Source organism: Rhizobium sp. RAF36, from assembly GCF_052114105.1.
Classification (GTDB): Bacteria; Pseudomonadota; Alphaproteobacteria; order Rhizobiales; family Rhizobiaceae; genus Rhizobium.
In genome coordinates, this window is sequence record NZ_JBFREC010000009.1 from 128481 (window position 1) to 148394 (window position 19914).

Consider the following 19914-nt stretch of genomic DNA (forward strand, 5'->3'; position numbering starts at 1 on the left):
TGGCGTTGAAAAACACCCGAATCGCATGTAAGGAGATAGCCTCTTCCTCGACGGAATTCGTTATGTCCTTTCTGTTCTGCAAGGCCAATCATCATCTTGAGGTTGTTGATCGCGGGTCGATGACTTTCCGCTCCGAACACACCTTTCTTCTCGAAGCGGCTGTCGCCAGCAGGTTCTTCCACCACGAGTACTTTTGGACCGGGTCGGGCGCGGAACGCGAGACGCTTCCGGAAGTGGTCTCTGAAATCGACGAGTGGGGCTTTCCTCAGCACAGGATTCACGGCCCGTTGATCGTCGAAGGCAACAAGCGAATCCTTGTCGTGGATCTTGGAAAAACGCTCCAACCTGGTGAGCAGGCAGTCGTTAACTTCCGCCACAGGATGAAGGATTTGAAGGGCACTTTTGTGCCGATGCTTCAGGTCCGTCCATCGTCGCGAGTCCGCGACCACATCAAATTGAAGGTTTCCGTGCCAAACTGGCGGGGACTCGAGGTCAAATGCCACGAGTTCGCGAGCGATACGGAAGAGGTACTTGTTTCACGCAAGGTTCCGCCGCAACAATTGAGTCCGAGCAGACTTGCGTTCGAGGTAGAGATTCTTAATCCAAGTAGTGGAAAATCGGGGCACAAGCTTGAATGGACCCACGATGAATCGTAGACGAAACGTGGGGTCCGCTCTAGCTGAGACTGGAGAGGCCGAAAGGGAGCAGAAAAATGGGTATCGACACGTAATAAAATTGGACGACGAGAAACCTTCGGGTGCGAGAAGAGCAACCGCGTTCTTCTCGCATCTCGTCAGTCTTCTGGGATACGCTCCAGACGTCTATTGCGTCGCGGTCGCTCACATGGTTCCGAACACCGTCGTGTTCGTTCCCGCTGCACTCGACAAAATGATGCACGTGAGTGCCGTGCTAGCAAAGCCGAAGTCGGTCGAAAGATCGGAATATGCGGAGATCGCCGCACAGTACAGTACTCCTCCGCTGTCGCGTGAATGGGCCGCGGATGCCGCAGCCGTTGTGGCCGAGCTAAAGTCTCTAGGGCTCTCTCGGAAGCGGGTGGTGCTGGTGGACATCGGCGGCTACTTCGCCCCCTCGATCAATGAGATCGCCAAGCTTTTCAACGGCAAGATCCTCGGAGTGATGGAGGGCACCGAGAACGGGGTCCAAAAATACGAAGCGGCGCTGCCGCTTTCGGTACCTGTCATCACCGTCGCCAGAAGCCCGCTGAAACTGCCGGAGGACCATCTCGTCGCATCCAGCGTGGTCTTTTCCATCGAAGCGGTTCTACGCGCACAAGCTGAAATCCTTCAGACCCGAAATGCTGCCGTGATCGGTTACGGGCGTGTCGGGCGATCTGTTGCAAGCATTCTCCGCAGCCGGGGGATCAACACCGTAGTCTACGACTCCGATCCTATCAAACTCGCAGAAGCGGCGGCGCGAGGCTTTCAAGCGAATACGAGACTGGACCAAGCCGTGGGCCAGGCGTCTCTCGTCGTCTGTGCAACCGGAAACAAGTCCCTCGACCTGCGGGGGTTCGGAATGCTGCAGTCTGGATGCGTCGTCGCGAGCGTGACATCCGCCGACGACGAATTCGATCTCGGCAGCCTCTCGCGAGGCTACATCCGCACGGAAATCGAAAAGAACTACGTGCGATATGAGGAAAATCGGGGCAGCGGCCGCCACTTCTTTCTGATCGCAGACGGAAACGCCGCAAACTTCATACACGGTGCCGTCATCGGGCCGGCCATCCAGCTCATCGAAGGTGAAAAGCTCTACGCCATCAAGAGACTGATCCAGGGAGAAGTTTTAATCGCCAAGGATCAACTCGAGGAGCTCGACGAGAAGTCGAGACGCGAAGTCGCCGAGATTTGGATCGAGCACTTCCTCTAAGGCCCGTTTATTGCCATCAAAAGACTCCGCCGCTGCTCGCCGAGGAGTGCGAGCGTCGTGCTGTCTTTCGCCGCGACGAGGCATAGCGAGTTGCATGATTCATCCGGCCGATGAACAGTTTTCTTCTGGACCGCGCCCCCCTCCACCGTTCTTGTGGTGAAGGCAGTCCGACCAGGATGCGTCACCCAGACGCGCCTCCTAGCTCAAATCCTTCCCGCGGCATTCTGCTATCGAATGCTGCGAATTTGCACGACTGCCCGCAAAAGAGCTGGGAACCTCAGCCGACGATTTGCCAATCGAACGAACCCTCGGGCCTGAAGGGCTAGCTCATCCAGACGCGATGCTCGACAAACCTCTCGGCGAGTAAGTCGATGAACAGACGGACCTTGGTCGGCAGATGGCTTCTAGTCGGGTAAACGGCGTTGATTGCGAATTCTACGCCCCGGTATTCCGGGAGCAGGCGGATAAGTCGCCCTTCGGCTAAATCCTCGGCGACGAGAAAGCTTGGGGCGAGGGCGACCGCGCGTCCATTGATTGCCATGTAGCGGAGCGTCTCGGCACTGTTAGTGACGACAGAACCACTGACCTTCGTATGACTCCTCTTGCCGCCCTCGACTTCGAAGGTCCAGTCGTCGCCATAGGGATAGTAGGTGTAGCGGATACAGTCGTGGCCCGCGAGGTCTGTCAGGGTCGTTGGAGCCTGGTGCGCAGCCAGGTAGGACGGTGAGCATACGAGTATATGCCGCCAAGGAGTGAGCTTTCGGGCGACGAGACTGGAGTCCGGGGCTGGCGTCGTACGGATCGACAGGTCGTACCCGTCCTCGATCATATCGACCGCTCGCTCGGCAATGCTCAGATCTAGTGAAACGGAAGGATAGAGCTGTAGGAACTCATCCATGACAGGAAGTAGGAACCTCACGACGGCGGCCGTGGAATTGAATTTGAGGACGCCGCGCGGCATGGTGGTCAGAGCGCCAGCAGCGCGATCCGCCTCGTCGAGGTCGGCGAGAATCTGGGCCGAGCGATCGTAATAGAACTTGCCTGTTTCGGTAAGACTTACCTTGCGCGTGGTGCGGTTCAGGAGGCGGACGCCGAGCCTCTCTTCGAGCGACTGGACATGGGTCGCCACCATCGTAACCGACATGTTCAGCCGCCGCGCCGCTGCGGTGAACCCGCCACACTCCACCACTTTCCCGAAGACCGAAAGACTCGTCAGCCGATCCATAACCGCACCTTTATTATCCGCTCTCAGCGTATGATCCTTACCGATATATGCGGATTATCAATCTAAGAAAAGCGGGACATCTTCACTTCAACAAACCAGAGCTGCGCCTGGAGCGCGCTGAATGACAGGAGAATTGAATTGGTCGAACTACCCCGCAAGGAAGTTTTCGAAACTTCCGCAAACGTCGATCGTAAGATCATGGACGCGCCATCGGCTCCGGTCGAACAGGCCGTTGTTGCACAATCGGCTCAGGTCGCGAAGCCACGCAAGAACATCGCCAAGAAGGGTGTGCTGATCGCTGCTCTGCTTGCAGGTGCGGCTTACGTCGCGCACCTCGGCCATGATTACTGGATTGTCGGCCGCTTCATCGAATCCACGGACGATTCCTATGTGAAGGCCGACTACACGACCGTCGCCCCAAAGGTAGCTGGCTATATCAAAGAGGTCCTTGTGAACGACAACGACGTCGTGAAGGCAGGGCAGGTGATCGCCAGGATCGACGACCGGGACTTCCAGGCGGCTCTCAACCAGGCAAACGCCGAAGTGAAGGCTGGTGAAGCCGCCATCACCAACGTCGACGCTCAGATCGATCTCCAGCAATCGGTCATAGGTCAGGCCAAAGCTTCGATCGACGCTTCGAACGCTTCACTCGTATTTGCGAAGTCCGAGGCTGCCCGAAACGCGCGCCTCATTCTCAGTGGGGCAGGTAGCCAGTCGAAGGCCGAACAGACACAGTCTCTAATGGATCAAGCGTCCGCAGCCGTCGAACGCGACCGGGCTGCCCTCGTTGCGGCGCAGAATAGGGTGCCTGTGCTAAGGACGCAGCGGGATCAGGCCGTGGCCCAGAGAGACCGGGCAGCGGCAGCGGCCCAGCAGGCAGAATTGAATCTCTCCTATACCAACATTCTATCGGCAGTCGACGGCACTGTGGGCGCGCGCTCCATTCGTATCGGTCAATTCGTCACGTCGGGAACACAGTTGATGGCCGTGGTGCCGTTGCACTCCGTCTACGTGGTCGCGAATTTCAAGGAAACGCAGCTCACCTTCGTCAAACCTGGCCAGACGGTCGAAGTCAAAGTCGACAGTTTTCCCGACTTGAAAGTGAAGGGCCACGTCGACAGCATCTCGCCTGCCAGCGGTCTTGAGTTCTCGCTTCTGCCTCCCGACAACGCAACGGGCAACTTCACGAAGATCGTGCAGCGTATTCCGGTGAAGATAATCATCGACGACGAAGAACTCGCGGGCCGTCTGCGCTCCGGCATGTCCGTCGAAACCGAGATCGACACCAAGGAAGCCCAGCTTTCGGACGGCAAGTGAGGATTGTCCCCTCCTGCTGGATGATCCCGCCGTTCCTTTTCAGATCTCGACAACCCATCGTCATGAGAGATTCCGCATCAGCCGGAAGGAGATAAGTCATGGCTACACTTCAGATTGCAGCTACCAGCAATCAACATTCCAAAGTGGCCACCGCGCAGCCTGCCAAGTCCGAAATGAGCTCGTTCAGGATGTGGTGCGCCGTCGTCGGCTCAACGCTCGGCGCATTCATGGCAGTCCTGAATATCCAGATCGTCAATGCGTCGCTTGCCGATATTCAAGGTGCGATCGGCGCCGGCAAGGACGATGGCGGCTGGATCTCGACCTCATATCTCATTGCAGAGATCGTCGTAATTCCGCTCAGCGGCTGGCTGGCACGAGTTTTCTCCGTCCGCAACTACCTTCTGGTCAACGCTATTCTCTTCCTTGTCTTTTCGATCGCATGCGCCTTCGCGGTCAACCTGCAACAGATGATCGTGCTGCGAGCCATCCAAGGCTTCGCCGGCGGGGTTCTGATTCCAATGGCCTTCACCATCATCATCACGCTTCTTCCAAAACCCAAGCAGCCCATCGGCCTGGCGCTCTTCGCGCTCTCTGCAACATTCGCTCCGGCCATTGGCCCGACCATCGGCGGCTATCTCACCGAAAACTACGGCTGGGAGTTCATTTTCTACGTCAACCTGGTGCCCGGTTCGTTGATGGTCGCAATGCTGTGGTTGTCTCTCGACCGCGCACCGATGAACCTTGGCCTTCTGGCAAAGGGCGACTACCCCGGTATCGTGACCATGGCGGTTGGTCTCGCGGCCCTGCAGACGGTTCTCGAGGAAGGGAACAAGGAAGACTGGTTCGGTTCGGACTTCATCGTCCGCCTGTCGATCATCGCCGCCGTCTCGTTGATCCTATTCTTGATCATCGAATTGAAGACCGCGCACCCGCTGTTGAACCTGCGCCTGTTGATGCGCCGCAACTTTGGCTTCGGGATCGTGGCAAATTTCCTGCTCGGGATCGCGCTCTATGGCTCCGCCTTCGTGCTGCCGATCTACCTGTCGCGCATCCAAGGCTACAATTCCGAACAGATCGGCATGGTTCTCGCCTGGACGGGCATCCCACAGCTCCTTCTGATCCCGCTCGTTCCCCGGCTGATGAAGCGATTTGACGTCCGTCTGCTGATCATCTTTGGGTTTGCAATGTTCGCTGCCTCGAACTTCATGAACGTGTTCATGACGGGAGACTATGCGAGCGACCAGTTGTTCTGGCCGAACGTTGTGCGAGCCATTGGCCAGGCCCTCGTCTTCGCTCCGCTCTCGGCCATCGCGACGGCTGGCATTGAGCAGGAAAATGCAGGTTCCGCGTCCGCGCTCTTCAACATGATGCGCAATCTAGGCGGCGCCGTCGGCATTGCCTCGCTGCAGACCTTCCTCTCGAAGCGTGAACAGTTCCACTCGAACATCCTGACGAACTCCATCAGCGTCTTCGAGGAGGCCACCCGGGTCCGTGTCGCGAAACTGACCACCTATTTCATGAACCACGGCGTGAGCGACCAGGCAGCCGCCACCCACAAGGCAATCGTTGCCATCGCGTCGAGTGTCCGCAAGCAGGCAAACATCATGTCCTTCAGTGACACGTTCTTTTTGCTCGGCGTCGCCCTGCTCGTCGCCCTCACTGCGTCACTTCTTCTGAAGAAGCCAGGCCAGGTTTCCGGCGCTGGTGCTCATTAACCCGCAATTGAGAGTCACGTCGATGAACACGATCACGCAACAGCCGATCTCCCGTCGGTGCGCGGAAAAGAGTCGAAATATGGATACGGGCTCGATCCTTTCCGTCCTCGAATGGCTGTCAGGAGACGATTGTCACTCGATCGACGAAGCCGGACTGATCTCTGGATTAGGACGTAGGCTTCGCCAGATCGGTCTCCCGGTGGACAGGCTTACGCTACACCTCGTGACCCTACATCCGGAAATCCTCGGACGCACGCTGGCATGGGCTCCGTCCGAACCGGTTGAGATCCACGACCGCGAGCACGGCATGGAGATAGCGTTCGCAACCACTCCACTTCGCAAGGTGATGGACAGCCGCGAACCGATGATCGTCGACGCCGACGATCCACGGTGGCCGTGGCAGCATATTGATGTCTTCAAGGATCGCGGCCTGGCGCAGATCGTGATCGCCCCGCTCTGCAACATCGACGGTCCGGTCAGCGCTGCCGTGTTCGGGACTAGGCGGCCCGGCGGGTTCGCAACCTCTGAAATCGGCTTAATCGAACGCATTCTCCCGGCCCTGCGCAACACCTGCGAACTTCGCGTCATGCGTCAGGCAGAACTCTCGCTGCTCGACGTGTACATCGGGCCGATGACCGCACAGCGAATCCTTGCAGGCAGAATCCGACAGGGTGAGATCGAGACCATGGAAGCCGCTCTTTTGCTGTGTGATCTCCGCGGTTTCACGGAGCTTTCCAACAAGCTGCCGGAAGGGAGGGTCCTCGATCTTCTAAACGCCTACTTCGATATCGTCGTTCCGGCGATTACGAGTCGGGGCGGCGAGGTGCTAAAGTTTATGGGCGACGCTGCGATGGCGTTCTTTCCAAGTTCAGACGCCGTAATGGCCAGTGAACAGGCTCTCCTAGCGACGGACCAGATACTGGAAGAACTATCGCGCTTCGACATGGAGGGCGTGAGCATCGATGCCGCAGTAGCCCTCCACTATGGCAAGGTGAGCTATGGCAACGTCGGCTCCGGAAGGCGCCTCGACTTCACCGTGATAGGCACCGACGTGAACCTGCTTAGCCGCATCCAGACCGCCTGCGGCGTGCTCGGAAAATCTGTTCTGATGTCGGACGCGTTCCGTCGGCGGATATGGGCGGAAAACGTCGTGACAACGAAATTCCACCGTCTGAAAGGATTTGAAGACCCCATCGAACTTTTCACGATCACGACGCCGGTAAATTGCACCGATTGACCACGTGGTGATCCGGAGGCGCGGCTCGGCCGCAACCGCGCTACCCGCGAGATTGCGCGGCGATTGAACGGGTTTCGGCCAAAGCCGCGGACCTCGGCCTGAATCTCAGGGGCCAACTTCCCACGTTATAAATCCCGCCGTCGCACTCCAGAAGCCAATCACGATCCCGTATGTAAATTGCGCCTCGGTCACGCTGCCGCAGCGTCTTTCTGATCGCCGCCGCTCATGTCCCTCACTGTCGAGGACAAGAGCGGCCTCGCGGACGGGGTGGCGTGGCTCTCTTCAAACTTATTCGGCTTCCTTTCACTGGTTTTCAGTAGTCGGTTGCTAACTCAGTTGTCTTCGCTTCGGCGCAGGAGCGACTGTTGGCGGGTCATCAGGACACGCCACGAGCCCGCATTTTCAGCGGTTGACCTAGTCTCCGGGAAGCAACAGGATAGTTGAGGTACGACTCGAGTTCGACCTACCGTCGTATCGCCCGGCGGCGGCGCAAAAGCATGTTCCGGCGTGCTAATGCAAACAGGAGTCAACGTTTCAGTAATAAGAATCTGGAAACCATGCTTTTGGGGTGGTCAGTTCGCCCGGGTCCTGATCAACTGAAGGTGTCGGTCTTCGACGTATCCACCTGGGGCGTGGCAAATTGGGCGTTGCCGCTTGCTTTTAAGGGATGGATAATTTGAAACTCTATATTAACTCACGGGTTTTCCCATGATCACCAAACAGGCTCCAGAGAGGACCACCGAGCAGATGCCACGCAATGAGACGGCGCGAAAGAGAGACGATAAGGTGCTCGACACCGGACCGGCACGCGCTGCCCTGCAGGCACTTGCCGCCGAGGCTCGCGCCAAGCAGGTCCTCGGATTCGCGGAGCGCCTTGATAAAGCATCCGGAGGTGCGCGCATGCCGCAGGCGAGCGCCCGTGCTCGAAACACCATTCCCGCTGCCGTCGAAGGTTCCCTTGTTGAGCTGACCCCGCGTCGACGCCTTACCGATTTGGTGTTGCCGCATGAGACCGGCGAGGAAATCCGCGAGTTTGTGGCGGAATACTCTGACCTCGCTCATCTGCGTTCCCATGGACTGGAACCTCGCCACAAGGTTCTCCTCGTCGGCCCTCCCGGTACGGGCAAGACTAGCCTTGCAGAGGTTCTCGCCTCCGAGCTGAAGCTTCCGTTCCTTGTTGTTCGATATGACGGACTGATCGCAAGCTATCTTGGCGAGACGGCAACACGGTTGCGCAAGCTGACGGATTTCATATCGCAAAAGCCCTGCCTCGTCTTCTTCGACGAGTTTGACACAGTCGGCAAGGAGCGAGGCGACACACAGGAAACGGGCGAGATAAAACGAGTGGTGAGCTCGCTTCTTCTGCAGATGGACTCGATCCCGAGCCACTGCGTGGTTGTCTGTGCGACCAACCATCCGGAACTGCTTGACCGCGCCGTCTGGCGCCGCTTCGAACTCCGTTTGGACGTGCCGCTACCGGGCAGACCGGAAATAGCGGAATGGTTCCGCCGGCTGGTAAAAGATTTTGATGGCAATTGCAACGTGAGCGAGAATATCTTCGTTGAATCGTTGCTCGGAATGAACTTTTCCGATATCGAGGCTTTCACTTTGGATATCCGACGTAAGGTTGTGTTGTCCCGAGGAAAGGTTTCGCCGGAAGAAGCGATTAACGCGGCGCTGGCTAAGCTTGAGAAGCGAAATTCGCACGTAAGGAGTGCGACCGATAGCCAGCCGTCCAATAGTCCGAATCCAACGCCTCCAAAGACTTCAAAAAAGAATAAAGGGCAGGCGAAAGTTCATCCCTCCACGGGCACTCTCCTCTGAGAGTCAGGCTCGGCGCCTAGCGCCGGGCATAGACATGCTGCGGCAGTCGATCGCTGCAGGAAGCAACAGTAATCCAGCTTTTGCCTCACCAGATCGGGCACTCGTCTTCGAGGTCATCGGGCCTGTCGAGAAGTTCGTAGAAGCCGTGCAGCAGATCGGTTTCGAGTGGCTCACTGAAGACTACGCGAATGCGGAACTCGAAGACACGACCTCCGCGGATGACAGCGATGAGGATGGTGTCGTCTCGTCGCTCATGTACATCACAATACCGACTATTGCCGGCGTCGAGCGGATGCTTGCGATGTGGAACAGGTTCACGGCAAAGCGCGCTCCCGGTGCCGACGAACAGGATTGGTGGAAGGTCTTCGGCTACCTTTCCGCAATCAGGCCCTGGAATGCCACCGACCGCATCGACCCTGCCACGCAGGCCTTTATCGGACGACAGCTTCAGCGGGATCCAGACGCTCCTGTGCGCCTTGAAGTGGACCTGTGGTACCGAGGCGATCCAATCCTGCGCGCAACTGCGCGTGAAGGTCTTCAGCAGGTTCTTGACGATGTGGGCGGGACGATCCTTGACTTCGTCACTATTGACCCAATCCGCTATCAGGTGGCTCTCGTCGAGGTTCCGCCGGATGGCGCGGGTGGCGTGCAGTCGCGCTCGGGTGCGGTCGCCGAGGCCGACCAAATCATGTCGATCCGTCCACAGTCGTTTTTCCGCTCCAATCCTAACCCGGACAGCGGCGACACGATCATTGCCGACGAAGGATTCGATGAGGACGATCTCCGCCCTGCCGTTGCGGCAATCCTTGACGGCTACCCTATGGCAAACCATCGATTGCTTGCGGGACGGGTCGATGTGGAGGAGGTCGACATCACGGCAGCCATGGTGCCGGTGACACGCCGATATCATGGCACGGCTATAGCTTCGCTTATCATCCACGGGGATCTTGCGGCCGGCGAGCAACCCATTACCAGGAAGCTCAAGGCGGTTCCAATCCTTGCTGCTCCCCAGGATCTCTCTGACGAGCGCCTCGACACGGATTACCTGCCTTTAGGCATGATTTACCGGGCGGTTCTAGCCCTGAAAGCCGGTTTGAACGGCAACCCGCCAACCGGACCCGACGTTGTGCTGATCAACCACTCTGTATGCGACGCCGAGGGGTCGTTCGTCCGCAGGCCGAGCGTCTGGGCGAGGCTGCTCGACTGGATGAGCACGGAATACGGCGTGCTCTTTGTGGTGAGTTCCGGGAACATCACCCGCGATTTCCCTACTGGCTTCGCCGACGAAGCGGCCTATGCTGCGGCCACGCCGGTGGACCGCCAGGCTTCGACTATGCTGGCGGTGGAGGCGACGAAGGGGATTCGCGGCCTTCTCAGTCCCGCGGAAGCGATGAACGTCCTGACCGTTGGCGCCTTGCATCTCGATGAGGCCGGCGACTGCCCGCCAGGGCATGTGGATCCTTTCCCTTCTTTCGGCGTGACAAACCTTGGAAGCGCTATCGGACCCGGTATCAACCGTTCGCTGAAACCCGATCTCGTTGAAGCCGGTGGACGCCAGCTCGCCGCAACGGAAGACACCGCCGATGGCCATGTCCTGTGGCCAAGTGATACCGGAATCCTGGGACAGAAGGCCGCCGCGCCGGATCCGATTGCAGGTAGCCTTTCTCGTACTGCGCGTTCCACAGGTACAAGCAATTCCGCGGCACTCGTCACACGTGCTGGCATCAGGGTCGTGGACGCGATTGAGGAGATGCTGGAAGAAGAGGGACTTGAACTCACTTCGTTCGAGCGGCGCGCGCTTGCCACCAGAGCCTTGCTCATCCACGGCTCAGCGTGGCGCGACCACGGGGACATCCTGGATCAGATCTATCCGCCCGCAACGCCACGGCAGTGGAGAGCGCGCCGAAGCAGCATCACGAAGTTCCTGGGCTACGGCCGTCCCGACTTCGAACGTGTCGTGGCAGGAGATACCAACCGCATCACCCTGCTTGCCGATGATGCCGTGTCTCACGAGCAGCTCCACGAATACCGGATCCCGATCCCTGAGAGCATGATAGGTTCCAAGGAACTGAGGCGGATCGTGATGACGCTTGCGTGGTCGCCGCCGTTCCATCCAACCTCGATTGCCTACCGGGGTGCTGCGCTCGACATCGTCGATCGGGATGGCAAGCGTGACTTCTGGCGCGGATTGAAGAAGGTCATGCAGCCGCATCCGGATGATGTCCGGCGCGGAACCGTCGCCCACTTCGTCCTCGAAGGCGAAAATAGCGCGGTCTTCACGGACTCGGCGGGCCTGTTCGTCGGCGTCCAGGCGAGGGCGCTTTCCCCGAACTATCGCGAAACCCCGGTCCCATACGCGCTGGCCATAACCCTCGAAGTCGCAGCTACCGTTCGCGAAGATATCTACGCGTCCGTGAGTGCTGCTCTGAGAGCTGCGGTCCGTCCGCGTGCTCGCATTCAACAGTAGGACAGAAGATGACCGAACAGACCACGAAAATGCTCGGAAAGTGCCGACCCAATGAGATTGCGGACTACCTCGAGCTCATTGGAGATGAGCAGGCTGCGAACCGCTTCCACTCCGCCGGCGGGCGGGCGCAGCGGCTTTCAGTACCGTTTATCAACGACGAATGGGGCTATACCGGTGCTAAAATAGGCTTCATTCCCGCGACCGGGAAGAAAGCCGAATGCGATATCGTCAACGCCATTGGAATGCAGGCGGACGATTCCCTGAAGGATCAGGCACTGAAGATCAGCCTAGACGTCTTTCACGTCCAAAATTATCCAGGGACCGGCAAGCACCGCATCCTCTGCGAGTTCAGTGGTAAGAACCAGACGCAGAAGGAATCCGAGGCGATGCGGTTCGCGTTGACCGTCGCCGCGAATGACAAGAGCTTTGCCGCCCATATCGGCCACCCGATATTCGTCGGTGTCAACGTCGGCAAAGACGGGCTTTCGTTCGAGGGGCGCACCGTCAACGTCAGAAGCGAAGATGACGACATGATGCTCGACGCCCTGGGGAATGCAACGTTCCGCGACGGACTGTCTCTGCTGACCACCGCACAGCCCGTCCTCAAGCCGTTCGTTAAACTTGCCGAAGGTGTCGTGACGTCCGTCCTAAACCGCAACAAGAACCGCGAGGTCTTCAAGTTCGCTCTCGGGCTCGACTTTTCTGAAAGCCGGACGACTGCAAAGCTGAAACTCGGATCCTATGTCGTAGTGCAGACAGACGAGACAGAATGGAACTGGGGCGATTTCGTCTGGGATGCCTCGTCCGGCGCAGTGCTGCCCAAAGGCGACAAGACGAAGGCATTGAACCTTAACTATCTGGTTTTTGGGGTAGCGAAGACCGGGGTTTAGCTTCTGCAGGTGAGGCGGCGAATTTTGGTCCGCCGCCTCGCTTGCCGTGAGGCTAGGCCATTCACTCGTCTATCTCGTTACCAGCAAAGTGCCACGCCCAACTTTCGAAAGGCAGCTTGAATCCTTGAAGGGGAAGCAGTTCGTCAGGCAACCTGTTTCGGATGCCGCGGCACTTTCGGTCAGACTTGTCGATGGTGAGATTGATGCTAGTGGCCTTGTGCGGATCGTCGCGAGCTTCATGGATCACTCGTCTGCGGCGACCATAACACCAGAAGCTGCGCCTCCGTCTGACTTAGAGCAAGCGTAGGGATAAGTCGGTTCGTTCCCATGAGCTGGCGATGATGTGTTGGCGCTAGTTGGCCGCGGGAACGCTTGGGTCCCACGCGAAATGGTCACCTTCTGCCTTGATGTGGCCAATCCCGGGGAAGGGGAAGTGTGGTGTAAAGACGAGTTCTCCGTCAGCGGCGAGCTTCTTAAGAGTGGCGATGCGGTTCTTCTCGCCACCTTTCTCGTCGGTGTCGAAGCCGACAGCCCATTCGGGCTTAGCAAGCGAAATAATCGAACTGTGCACCGTGTCACCTATGTCGAAAAGCTTCTCCTTGCCGGAGACGATCTGATATCCAACGTGGCCCGGCGTGTGCCCCTTGAGGCTGACTGATGTGATCTGTGGGACAACCGTCGCCCCCGGCTTGAATGTCTTCACGTGTGAATCGATGGCCTCCACCACGTCGGCAAGCTGGGTGTTCTTTTTGGCGAAGGTCCATTCCGCCGATGACATCCGGACCGTCGCGTTCGGGAAGGCGAGTTTGCCGTCCTTAACTAGGCCGCCCATGTGATCGGGATGAGAATGCGTGATGAGAACGTCCGTGACCTCTTCTGGCTTTATCCCCGCCTGCTGCAGAGATTGTTGAAGTGCGCCCCCGACCCCGGTGTCGATCAGGACCACGTGCTTCGGCTCCTTTACCAACAGCGCATCGACACTCAGTGTGATGGTGTCTGTCGGAGCGCCGGAGGCTTTCAGGACGTCACCCACTTCCTGCGGCGAATGACCGACGCCAAAGATCTTGCCGTCGTTCGGTCTGACGAACTGGGCATCGTGTAGGGCGATGACGTCCAGCGAACCGATCTTGAAGGCCTTATGATCGGGCTGCTGCGGGGGCATCTGCGCGTAGGCGCTTGTTGTGGTGGCGATCGCGGCAATCGACGATGCGATCAGGATGCTGATAGTTTTCGGCATGACGGCGGATCCTCACCTCGGGGCAGTTAGGCTTTTATCGTTGTTGTTCTTTCAGGTCATCTCGCAATTTCGTGACCGGCTGCTCCGATCAGATACTATTAGGGCGACGGATTTCGAAAAGTGAGCGCGAAAGCGGAGAAGTTGCTTGAACCGTAGCGCGAGGAGCAATTCTAACCGTACAGGTCGCGCGGGCGCGGCGAAGACGGTCAGTCCGTGTGGGACACTGGACTAAGTACGACCCCGTCATGCTCGGGTAACGCGAGATTGCGGTGGCAGTCATAGACCTCTCGAGCTCCGTGAGCGGACACGCAACAGTCGTCTGTGACGGTTACGATCTTCCGACGACGATCGCAATTCTTGCAATTACGAATCACATGGTCTCTGGCTAGAGTGCAATTACTGAGAGTATTGCCGCCGGAATTTTTCATGCACATCGAATCAATACGCATTCGCAACTTTCGCCGTCTCCAAGACGTTCGCATCGATCTTGCTTCAGACATTTCGATTTTTGTGGGGGCGAACAACAGCGGGAAAACCTCCGCCACTCATGCCCTTCAGCTCTTCACCGCGGCTTCGCGTGAGCGCTTTTCTATCCACGACTTCAGTTCGGAATGCTGGGACGCGATCGACCGTTTCGGTGAAGGCGTTGCCGAGGCCGTGCTTCCCGCAATTTCCATGGACATCTGGTTCAACGTGGAGCCAGCGAACCTGCACAGAGTTGTCGATCTTCTTCCAAGTCTTTCCTTCACGGGAAATACGGTCGGCATGAGAGTGGAATTCGCGGCCTCGAATCCTACTGTGCTCTTGAGCGATTTTCAGGCCGCGCACGCTCTTGCCGCTGCAAACGCTCGCGCCGGCGAACACGGAGCGCCGGACTACCATCCGTCTCCAAGAACCTTGTGCGACTATCTGCGCGACGAGAACGGAATAAGACTGCGTAGAGCGTTCGAGCTTCGCTACTATGTTCTGGATCGACCTCGTTTCGACGACGACCTACGCGAACTTCCTGGCTACGTGCCCCGCCAGATTTCTGGCGACAGGGGCCGCAGCGGGAGGGATATCCTCGCCGGGTTGGTTAGAGTGGATTTTCTGCACGCACAGCGTCACCTTTCCGATTCCTCGGGTGGGACCCGCGCAGAAGAGCTGTCTCGGGTGCTTGGAAGGTTCTATCAGCGAAATCTCGAGCAACGGTCCGCGGATTTCGAAGCCCAGAGAGCTCTGGCGGATTCGGAATCGATGCTCAATGATCATCTTGATCGGGTATTTGGGCCAACCCTCAACAGGCTTGCGGAGCTTGGCTATCCGGGTCTGGGAAATCCACGCCTGCTCATCAAGACGGCTTTGAACCCCGCTACGATTATGAACTCTCAGGACGGCACGCGCGTACATTATGCGCTTGGCGATGCGAACCAGCATGGGATCCTGCCGACTTTGCCCGACCGCTACAATGGACTTGGGTTCAAAAATCTCATCTACATGGTCGTTGAATTGCTCGATTTGCACGCGCGATGGCTCGAAGTGGAGGAGAGCAGGCCTCCCCTACACCTAGTATTCATCGAGGAACCGGAAGCACATTTGCATGTTCAGCTTCAGCAGGTATTCGTCCGCAAGGTTCTCGATATATTGAGCATTGAAGGCGCGGATGCGCCGTACTATGCCAGTCAGCTTGTGATCTCGACCCACTCGTCGCACATCTTGTATGAGCGCGGGTTTCGTCCCATTCGATACTTTCGACGCAGCGCCGACCCAAACTCTCACACGTCGGAGGTCCTCAACCTATCGGCCTTTTACCACGACACTTCGTCACCTTCCCGAAACTTCTTGGAGAGATATCTCAAGCTGACTCATTGCGATCTTTTCTTCGCGGATGCGGCAGTGCTGGTCGAAGGTAACGTCGAACGCCTGCTCCTGCCCCAGATGATAGCTAGTGCGGCGCCGCGCCTCCGTTCAGCATATCTGAGCGTTCTCGAAATCGGTGGTGCGTTCGGGCATCGGTTTAAAAGTCTTGTCGACTTTCTAGGCATCACAACGCTGATCATAACGGATATCGACAGTGTTCTCCCTGGTGCCGTGCCTAATTACGACGTGGATGAGAAGGTCATCGAGATTCCTGGCGACGCCCATGCGCCGGAACCGCTGCCCCCAAATGAAGGAGACTTTCCAGGTGTTGCCGCAGCGGATGAAGAGGAGGAACCTGAAGGCGAGGAAGATGAGCCCGGCCCTGGAACAGCTTGCTTGGTCTCCGTCGATGGCGCGGTGACTTCGAACCAGACCCTAATCAAGTGGCTTCCCGGCAAGGTGGCGATCGTAGAGCTGCTTGCCGCTGACGAAAGTGACTGCATTCAAGTCCGAAGTGCGAACACCGCACTTGTCCGGGTTGCCTATCAGACCGCCGTCGATGTTGAGTGGAACGAAGAGACAGCTATGCTCGCGGGACGGACCTTGGAGGAGGCTTTCGCACTCGAAAATCTTGTTTGGTCACAGGATAAGTATAGGAAAAACCTCAAACTTCGAATTCGGGGCGCGGCAAAGCTCGATCTTGCGGCCATCACTCAGCGTTTGCACAAAAAGATCGCCGGAGCGAGTTTCCACAAGACTGACTTCGCACTGGCGCTGCTGGAGCAGAACCCTTCGCACTGGTCGGTTCCTGACTACATAGCAAAAGGACTCAGATGGCTTGAAAGTGAAATTATCCCGCCCGATCCGGACGGTGACAACGGTAACCTCGGCGGGGAAGCTTTGGTCTTTGAGGAACTCCTTTGATGGCGAGCCGCATCGGTAAACCTGATACACAGGCGGACGTCGATCTACGTATCGCGCTCGACAAGCAGCCCCCAAAAAACTTCGTAATGGTAGCGGGAGCTGGGTCCGGAAAAACTACATCGCTGATCAAAGCTCTGGCACATCTTTCGACAACCAGAGGTCAGGAGTTCCGCGTCCGTGGTCAACAGGTCGCGTGCATTACCTATACTGACGTGGCAGTAAACGAAATTCGGAGCGATGTTGGAGACGATCCTCTTTGCCGCATCTCCACGATCCACAGCTTCCTATGGTCGCTCGTTCAGCCTTTCCAAATTGACATTCGCGAGTGGATCCTTGCCCGCCTGGATGAGAAGATTGCGAAAGAAAGCGAGAGGCTTACGAAGCCGGGAACGCGTGCGGCATCTTTTCCAAAAATCGAGGCAGCCATCACCAGGTATCAGCTGCAGAAAGGGGTAGTGGGAGGACTGGAGAGGTTTACATATGGAACTGGCAGCGATTACGGACATGGAGTACTGGGACACTCTGATATCATTAAGATGGTCCCAGCCATACTCGCAGAAAAGCAACTTCTCCGAGACCTTCTTGCCGCTCGTTACCCCGTTCTTTTTGTCGATGAGAGCCAAGATACAACACCCGCCTTCGTCGATGTCCTTCGCGCGGTCGTGGAGACCGTGAAGCATAAATTTTGCGTGGGGTTCTTCGGTGATCCGATGCAGAAGATCTATACCACAGGCGCGGGCGCAGTGCCCGTTGGCAATGGTTGGGCGGACATTCGGAAGCCGGAAAACTTTCGTAGTTCACAGAGCGTCCTGAAGGTCGTGAATGCAATCCGCGCTGAAGGAGATGGTCTTCAACAAATCGCAGGCCGAATTGAGGGCCAGGGTGATGGCGACTTCAGTCCAGAGGGTACCGCAAGGATCTTCATACTGCCAGCAGACGAACACCGAACGACACGCGTCGGTCAGGTGCGAGAGTATATTGCCAAGGCAAATGCAGATACTCTTTGGCTAAGTGATAGTGACGATGCCGACGTCCGAATGCTGGTAGTTGTCCATCGTATGGCCGCAACAAGGCTTGGCTTCCCGAACCTCTATGCCTCGTTGAATGATGATGCTCCCGATAGCCTGAAAGAAGGACTCGTCGATGGGACAGCATGGCCTCTGAGGCCGTTCATCAACTTTCTCCTTCCCTTGGCAGCCGCTGTGAGAGCGGAGGACGAGATCGAGATCATGAACCTGTTGCGGGACAAGGGGCCGCTTGCTCCTTTGAACCCAGTTGGGGACTTCATTGAGGTGCTAAAGCGTTTGCATGCCGCGACCATTGAGTTCAACCGGCTTTTCTCGGATCCTGCTACAACCATCAGGCAGCTTTTGTCGTTCGCAGTCGACGCCACGCTCATGACCGTCGATGAGCGAATGGGTCGACATCTCGCACTCCCGTTGGATCCCGCAGACGAACTCGATCCGGAGCACCTTCCCATGAAGGCGTTTCTCTCTTGTCCGGCAAGTGAACTTTGGAACTACCGGGTCTACATCGAGGACCTGTCTCCTTTCGCTACTCAGCAGGGCGTCAAGGGCGCTGAATTCGAAAGGGTCATGGTTATTCTCGACGATGAGGAGGGCAAGAAGCAGACGCTCTTTTCCTACGGAAAGTATTTCGGGATCACCGAACTGTCGAAGGCCGACCACGACAATATCGCGGAAGGCAAAGACTCGGTGATCGAGCGAACGCGTCGATTATTTTACGTATGCTGTTCGCGCGCCATCCGAGATCTAGCCGTCGTTATGTTCGTGGGGGACGTCGTGGCGGCCAAGGATGCGGTTCTGGCTAAAGGATTTTTTCGCCCTGAGGAGATATTCGGCGAGGCCGAGTTGCTCGCAAGGTGAAAGGTGCCGGTTGCGTGTGAAATTATTGTTTCCCTCAAGCAGCCAACCGCCCATGCTGGCGGCCGGTGCACGCATCCAAGTGAGGGCGAACTTCCACGACGGTTCCGATTTCAACGCCGCCGTCGCGAAATGGAATGTCGACCGAATGATCAGCCATCCGAAGAGCATGGCGAAGCAGAATGTTGCGGGCATCACCTCGGTTGCGGGCGCTTTGCGTTGATGTAATCGGGCTTGACTTTACTTCGGGAGCGCAGGGCGGCGCGACGGTTCCTCGAAGCAGCAACCCCCTGAACCGATGAATTAGCGACCGAGGAAATGGTGCTCGAGCGGATTTCACCAATCAGCGCGGCGCGGGGGTTGGTGGATGCCGATTCGACCGCGCCCTGGTCCAGCTCGATGAACTGCCAAAGGGCACTGTGGAGCTTGCTTGAACGGAATTGGTTTTTTTCGCCGGACGCATATCTATCGCGAATATGATGACAAATCATGCCTCTGGGACGCATTTTCGTCCGGTGGGATCAGGCGGACTGACCATGCGCCTCCGAAGCCAACCAAGTTGATGCGTTTGGGGATCTTCGAACCCGGGACCTTCTGAATCGGATTGTCCGGATCGGTAGGTAGGCTTCAAGACCGCACCCAATCTGCCTTCACCCTCAGCGGGCGAAACAAACTCGCCTTACCATTCGATTGCCGATCCGTCATAGGCAATGAACGAGCCCGTTGTCTGAACTCCATCGATCGCCTGCAAGATCGAAAAGGCAGATTCCTCTGCGCTGCTCGATCGATGCCCCGTGGAATAAGGAGCCGAGAGGTTCGTCCGAACGGTGCCGGGGTGGAGTGCCGCGACCACCGCGCGAGGATGTGTTCGCGCCACTTCAATTGAAGCGGTACGAACAATCTGGTTCAGAGCTGCCTTCGACGAACGATATGAGATCCACCCGCCAAGACGATTGTCCCCGATTGAGCCTACACGGGCCGACAGGAACACAGCTACCGTTTTGGTCTTTCGATCAAGCAGTGGCAGGAAATGCTTTGCTACCAGTGCCGGGCCGATGGCGTTAATCCTGAACTGGGCAGCCATGACATCCGGATCGAGCTGACGAAGCGACTTCTCTGGCGAATGTCCATTCAGGGTCAATGCGCCTGTGGCACACACGAGAAGGTGGATAGGTTTGCCGGACTGGTGACTGGCATGGTCCGCCACCGTCGCCTCCTCCAGAAGGTCGAACCCGTCGTTGCTCCGCGACAGCGTGATCAATTCGCCAAGCCCGGGCTCGCGGCTCAACTGCTCGCACAGAGCACCTCCAATGCCGCCGCTGGCGCCGATCACGATGGCACGAAAGTCAGCGGGAAGAGTGCGGAGGTTGGCAGATGCTTTGTTTGTCATGGGCCAAGAACGCCTCAGCGGCGCTTCGGTTCGACCAACGAAATCATAGGGAATCGCGCGATGGCCAGATTTAGCTTTG

Annotated in this window: 14 protein-coding genes; 11 read left to right on the forward strand and 3 right to left on the reverse strand. The window is 57.5% G+C overall.

Annotated elements, in window-relative coordinates; genetic code table 11:
* Positions 1-62: 62 nt before the first annotated feature.
* Together AB4Z25_RS25180 and AB4Z25_RS25185 are read left to right on the forward strand one after the other, a co-directional pair.
* Positions 63-656, forward strand: a complete 594-nt coding sequence (locus AB4Z25_RS25180; protein ID WP_442209905.1) for a hypothetical protein — start codon at positions 63-65, stop codon at positions 654-656.
* A 79-nt stretch (positions 657-735) separates the two neighbouring features.
* On the forward strand, positions 736-1887 hold the full coding sequence (locus AB4Z25_RS25185) for an adenosylhomocysteinase (protein WP_442209907.1): 1152 nt from the start codon (positions 736-738) through the stop codon (positions 1885-1887).
* Positions 1888-2209: 322 nt separating this feature from the next.
* Here AB4Z25_RS25185 and AB4Z25_RS25190 read toward each other — a convergent pair whose 3' ends face one another.
* Entirely contained in the window at positions 2210-3112 is a 903-nt protein-coding gene (locus AB4Z25_RS25190) for a LysR family transcriptional regulator (RefSeq protein WP_442209909.1), read from the reverse strand.
* A gap of 138 nt (positions 3113-3250) precedes the next feature.
* Here AB4Z25_RS25190 and AB4Z25_RS25195 point away from each other — a divergent pair, with 138 nt between their 5' ends.
* The 6 genes from AB4Z25_RS25195 (at position 3251) to AB4Z25_RS25220 (ending at position 12562) form a co-directional block, all read left to right on the forward strand.
* Positions 3251-4429, forward strand: a complete 1179-nt coding sequence (locus AB4Z25_RS25195) for an HlyD family secretion protein (RefSeq protein ID WP_442209911.1) — start codon at positions 3251-3253, stop codon at positions 4427-4429.
* A 98-nt stretch (positions 4430-4527) separates the two neighbouring features.
* The gene (locus AB4Z25_RS25200) at positions 4528-6144 is read left to right on the forward strand and encodes an MDR family MFS transporter (RefSeq protein ID WP_442209913.1); all 1617 of its coding nucleotides are present in this window, start codon (positions 4528-4530) and stop codon (positions 6142-6144) included.
* A 22-nt stretch (positions 6145-6166) separates the two neighbouring features.
* Positions 6167-7381 carry an adenylate/guanylate cyclase domain-containing protein gene (locus AB4Z25_RS25205; RefSeq protein WP_442209915.1) on the forward strand — a complete coding sequence of 405 codons (1215 nt, stop codon included), beginning with the start codon at positions 6167-6169 and terminating at the stop codon, positions 7379-7381.
* A gap of 708 nt (positions 7382-8089) precedes the next feature.
* Positions 8090-9205 carry an AAA family ATPase gene (locus tag AB4Z25_RS25210; RefSeq protein WP_442209917.1) on the forward strand — a complete coding sequence of 372 codons (1116 nt, stop codon included), beginning with the start codon at positions 8090-8092 and terminating at the stop codon, positions 9203-9205.
* Positions 9206-9239: 34 nt separating this feature from the next.
* The gene (locus tag AB4Z25_RS25215) at positions 9240-11672 is read left to right on the forward strand and encodes a S8 family serine peptidase (RefSeq protein ID WP_442209919.1); all 2433 of its coding nucleotides are present in this window, start codon (positions 9240-9242) and stop codon (positions 11670-11672) included.
* 8 nt (positions 11673-11680) lie between these two features.
* Positions 11681-12562, forward strand: coding sequence for a hypothetical protein (locus tag AB4Z25_RS25220; RefSeq protein WP_442209921.1), 882 nt, complete (start codon positions 11681-11683; stop codon positions 12560-12562).
* Between the two features lie 352 nt (positions 12563-12914).
* Here the strand turns inward: AB4Z25_RS25220 and AB4Z25_RS25225 are convergent, their stop codons facing one another.
* Positions 12915-13799, reverse strand: coding sequence for an MBL fold metallo-hydrolase (locus AB4Z25_RS25225; RefSeq protein WP_442209922.1), 885 nt, complete (start codon positions 13797-13799; stop codon positions 12915-12917).
* 426 nt (positions 13800-14225) lie between these two features.
* On the opposite strand from AB4Z25_RS25225, the gene AB4Z25_RS25230 reads away from it, so the two are divergent.
* The 3 genes from AB4Z25_RS25230 to AB4Z25_RS25240 are packed head-to-tail and all read left to right on the forward strand — an operon-like array spanning position 14226 to position 18668.
* Positions 14226-16562 (forward strand): ATP-dependent nuclease, encoded by a 2337-nt coding sequence (locus AB4Z25_RS25230; RefSeq protein ID WP_442209924.1) that lies wholly within the window; start codon positions 14226-14228, stop codon positions 16560-16562.
* Positions 16562-18448 (forward strand): UvrD-helicase domain-containing protein, encoded by a 1887-nt coding sequence (locus AB4Z25_RS25235; RefSeq protein ID WP_442209926.1) that lies wholly within the window; start codon positions 16562-16564, stop codon positions 18446-18448. Before AB4Z25_RS25230 ends, AB4Z25_RS25235 begins: the two co-directional genes overlap by 1 nt.
* 52 nt (positions 18449-18500) lie before the next feature.
* Positions 18501-18668 carry a hypothetical protein gene (locus tag AB4Z25_RS25240; RefSeq protein WP_442209928.1) on the forward strand — a complete coding sequence of 56 codons (168 nt, stop codon included), beginning with the start codon at positions 18501-18503 and terminating at the stop codon, positions 18666-18668.
* Between the two features lie 456 nt (positions 18669-19124).
* Here the strand turns inward: AB4Z25_RS25240 and AB4Z25_RS25245 are convergent, their stop codons facing one another.
* A complete protein-coding gene (locus tag AB4Z25_RS25245; RefSeq protein ID WP_442209930.1) occupies positions 19125-19835 on the reverse strand; it encodes an SDR family NAD(P)-dependent oxidoreductase in 711 nt (236 codons plus the stop codon).
* Positions 19836-19914 lie beyond the last annotated feature (79 nt).

Excerpts from the sequence above, each read along its gene's own strand:
- AB4Z25_RS25245 (WP_442209930.1), bottom strand. The coding sequence starts at position 19,835 with ATGACAAACAAAGCATCTGCCAACCTCCGCACTCTTCCCGCTGACTTT.
- AB4Z25_RS25225 (WP_442209922.1), bottom strand. The coding sequence starts at position 13,799 with ATGCCGAAAACTATCAGCATCCTGATCGCATCGTCGATTGCCGCGATC.
- AB4Z25_RS25230 (WP_442209924.1), top strand. The coding sequence starts at position 14,226 with ATGCACATCGAATCAATACGCATTCGCAACTTTCGCCGTCTCCAAGAC.
- AB4Z25_RS25210 (WP_442209917.1), top strand. The coding sequence starts at position 8,090 with ATGATCACCAAACAGGCTCCAGAGAGGACCACCGAGCAGATGCCACGC.
- AB4Z25_RS25205 (WP_442209915.1), top strand. The coding sequence starts at position 6,167 with ATGAACACGATCACGCAACAGCCGATCTCCCGTCGGTGCGCGGAAAAG.
- AB4Z25_RS25240 (WP_442209928.1), top strand. The coding sequence starts at position 18,501 with ATGCTGGCGGCCGGTGCACGCATCCAAGTGAGGGCGAACTTCCACGAC.
- AB4Z25_RS25235 (WP_442209926.1), top strand. The coding sequence starts at position 16,562 with ATGGCGAGCCGCATCGGTAAACCTGATACACAGGCGGACGTCGATCTA.
- AB4Z25_RS25180 (WP_442209905.1), top strand. The coding sequence starts at position 63 with ATGTCCTTTCTGTTCTGCAAGGCCAATCATCATCTTGAGGTTGTTGAT.
- AB4Z25_RS25215 (WP_442209919.1), top strand. The coding sequence starts at position 9,240 with ATGCTGCGGCAGTCGATCGCTGCAGGAAGCAACAGTAATCCAGCTTTT.
- AB4Z25_RS25220 (WP_442209921.1), top strand. The coding sequence starts at position 11,681 with ATGACCGAACAGACCACGAAAATGCTCGGAAAGTGCCGACCCAATGAG.
- AB4Z25_RS25190 (WP_442209909.1), bottom strand. The coding sequence starts at position 3,112 with ATGGATCGGCTGACGAGTCTTTCGGTCTTCGGGAAAGTGGTGGAGTGT.
- AB4Z25_RS25200 (WP_442209913.1), top strand. The coding sequence starts at position 4,528 with ATGGCTACACTTCAGATTGCAGCTACCAGCAATCAACATTCCAAAGTG.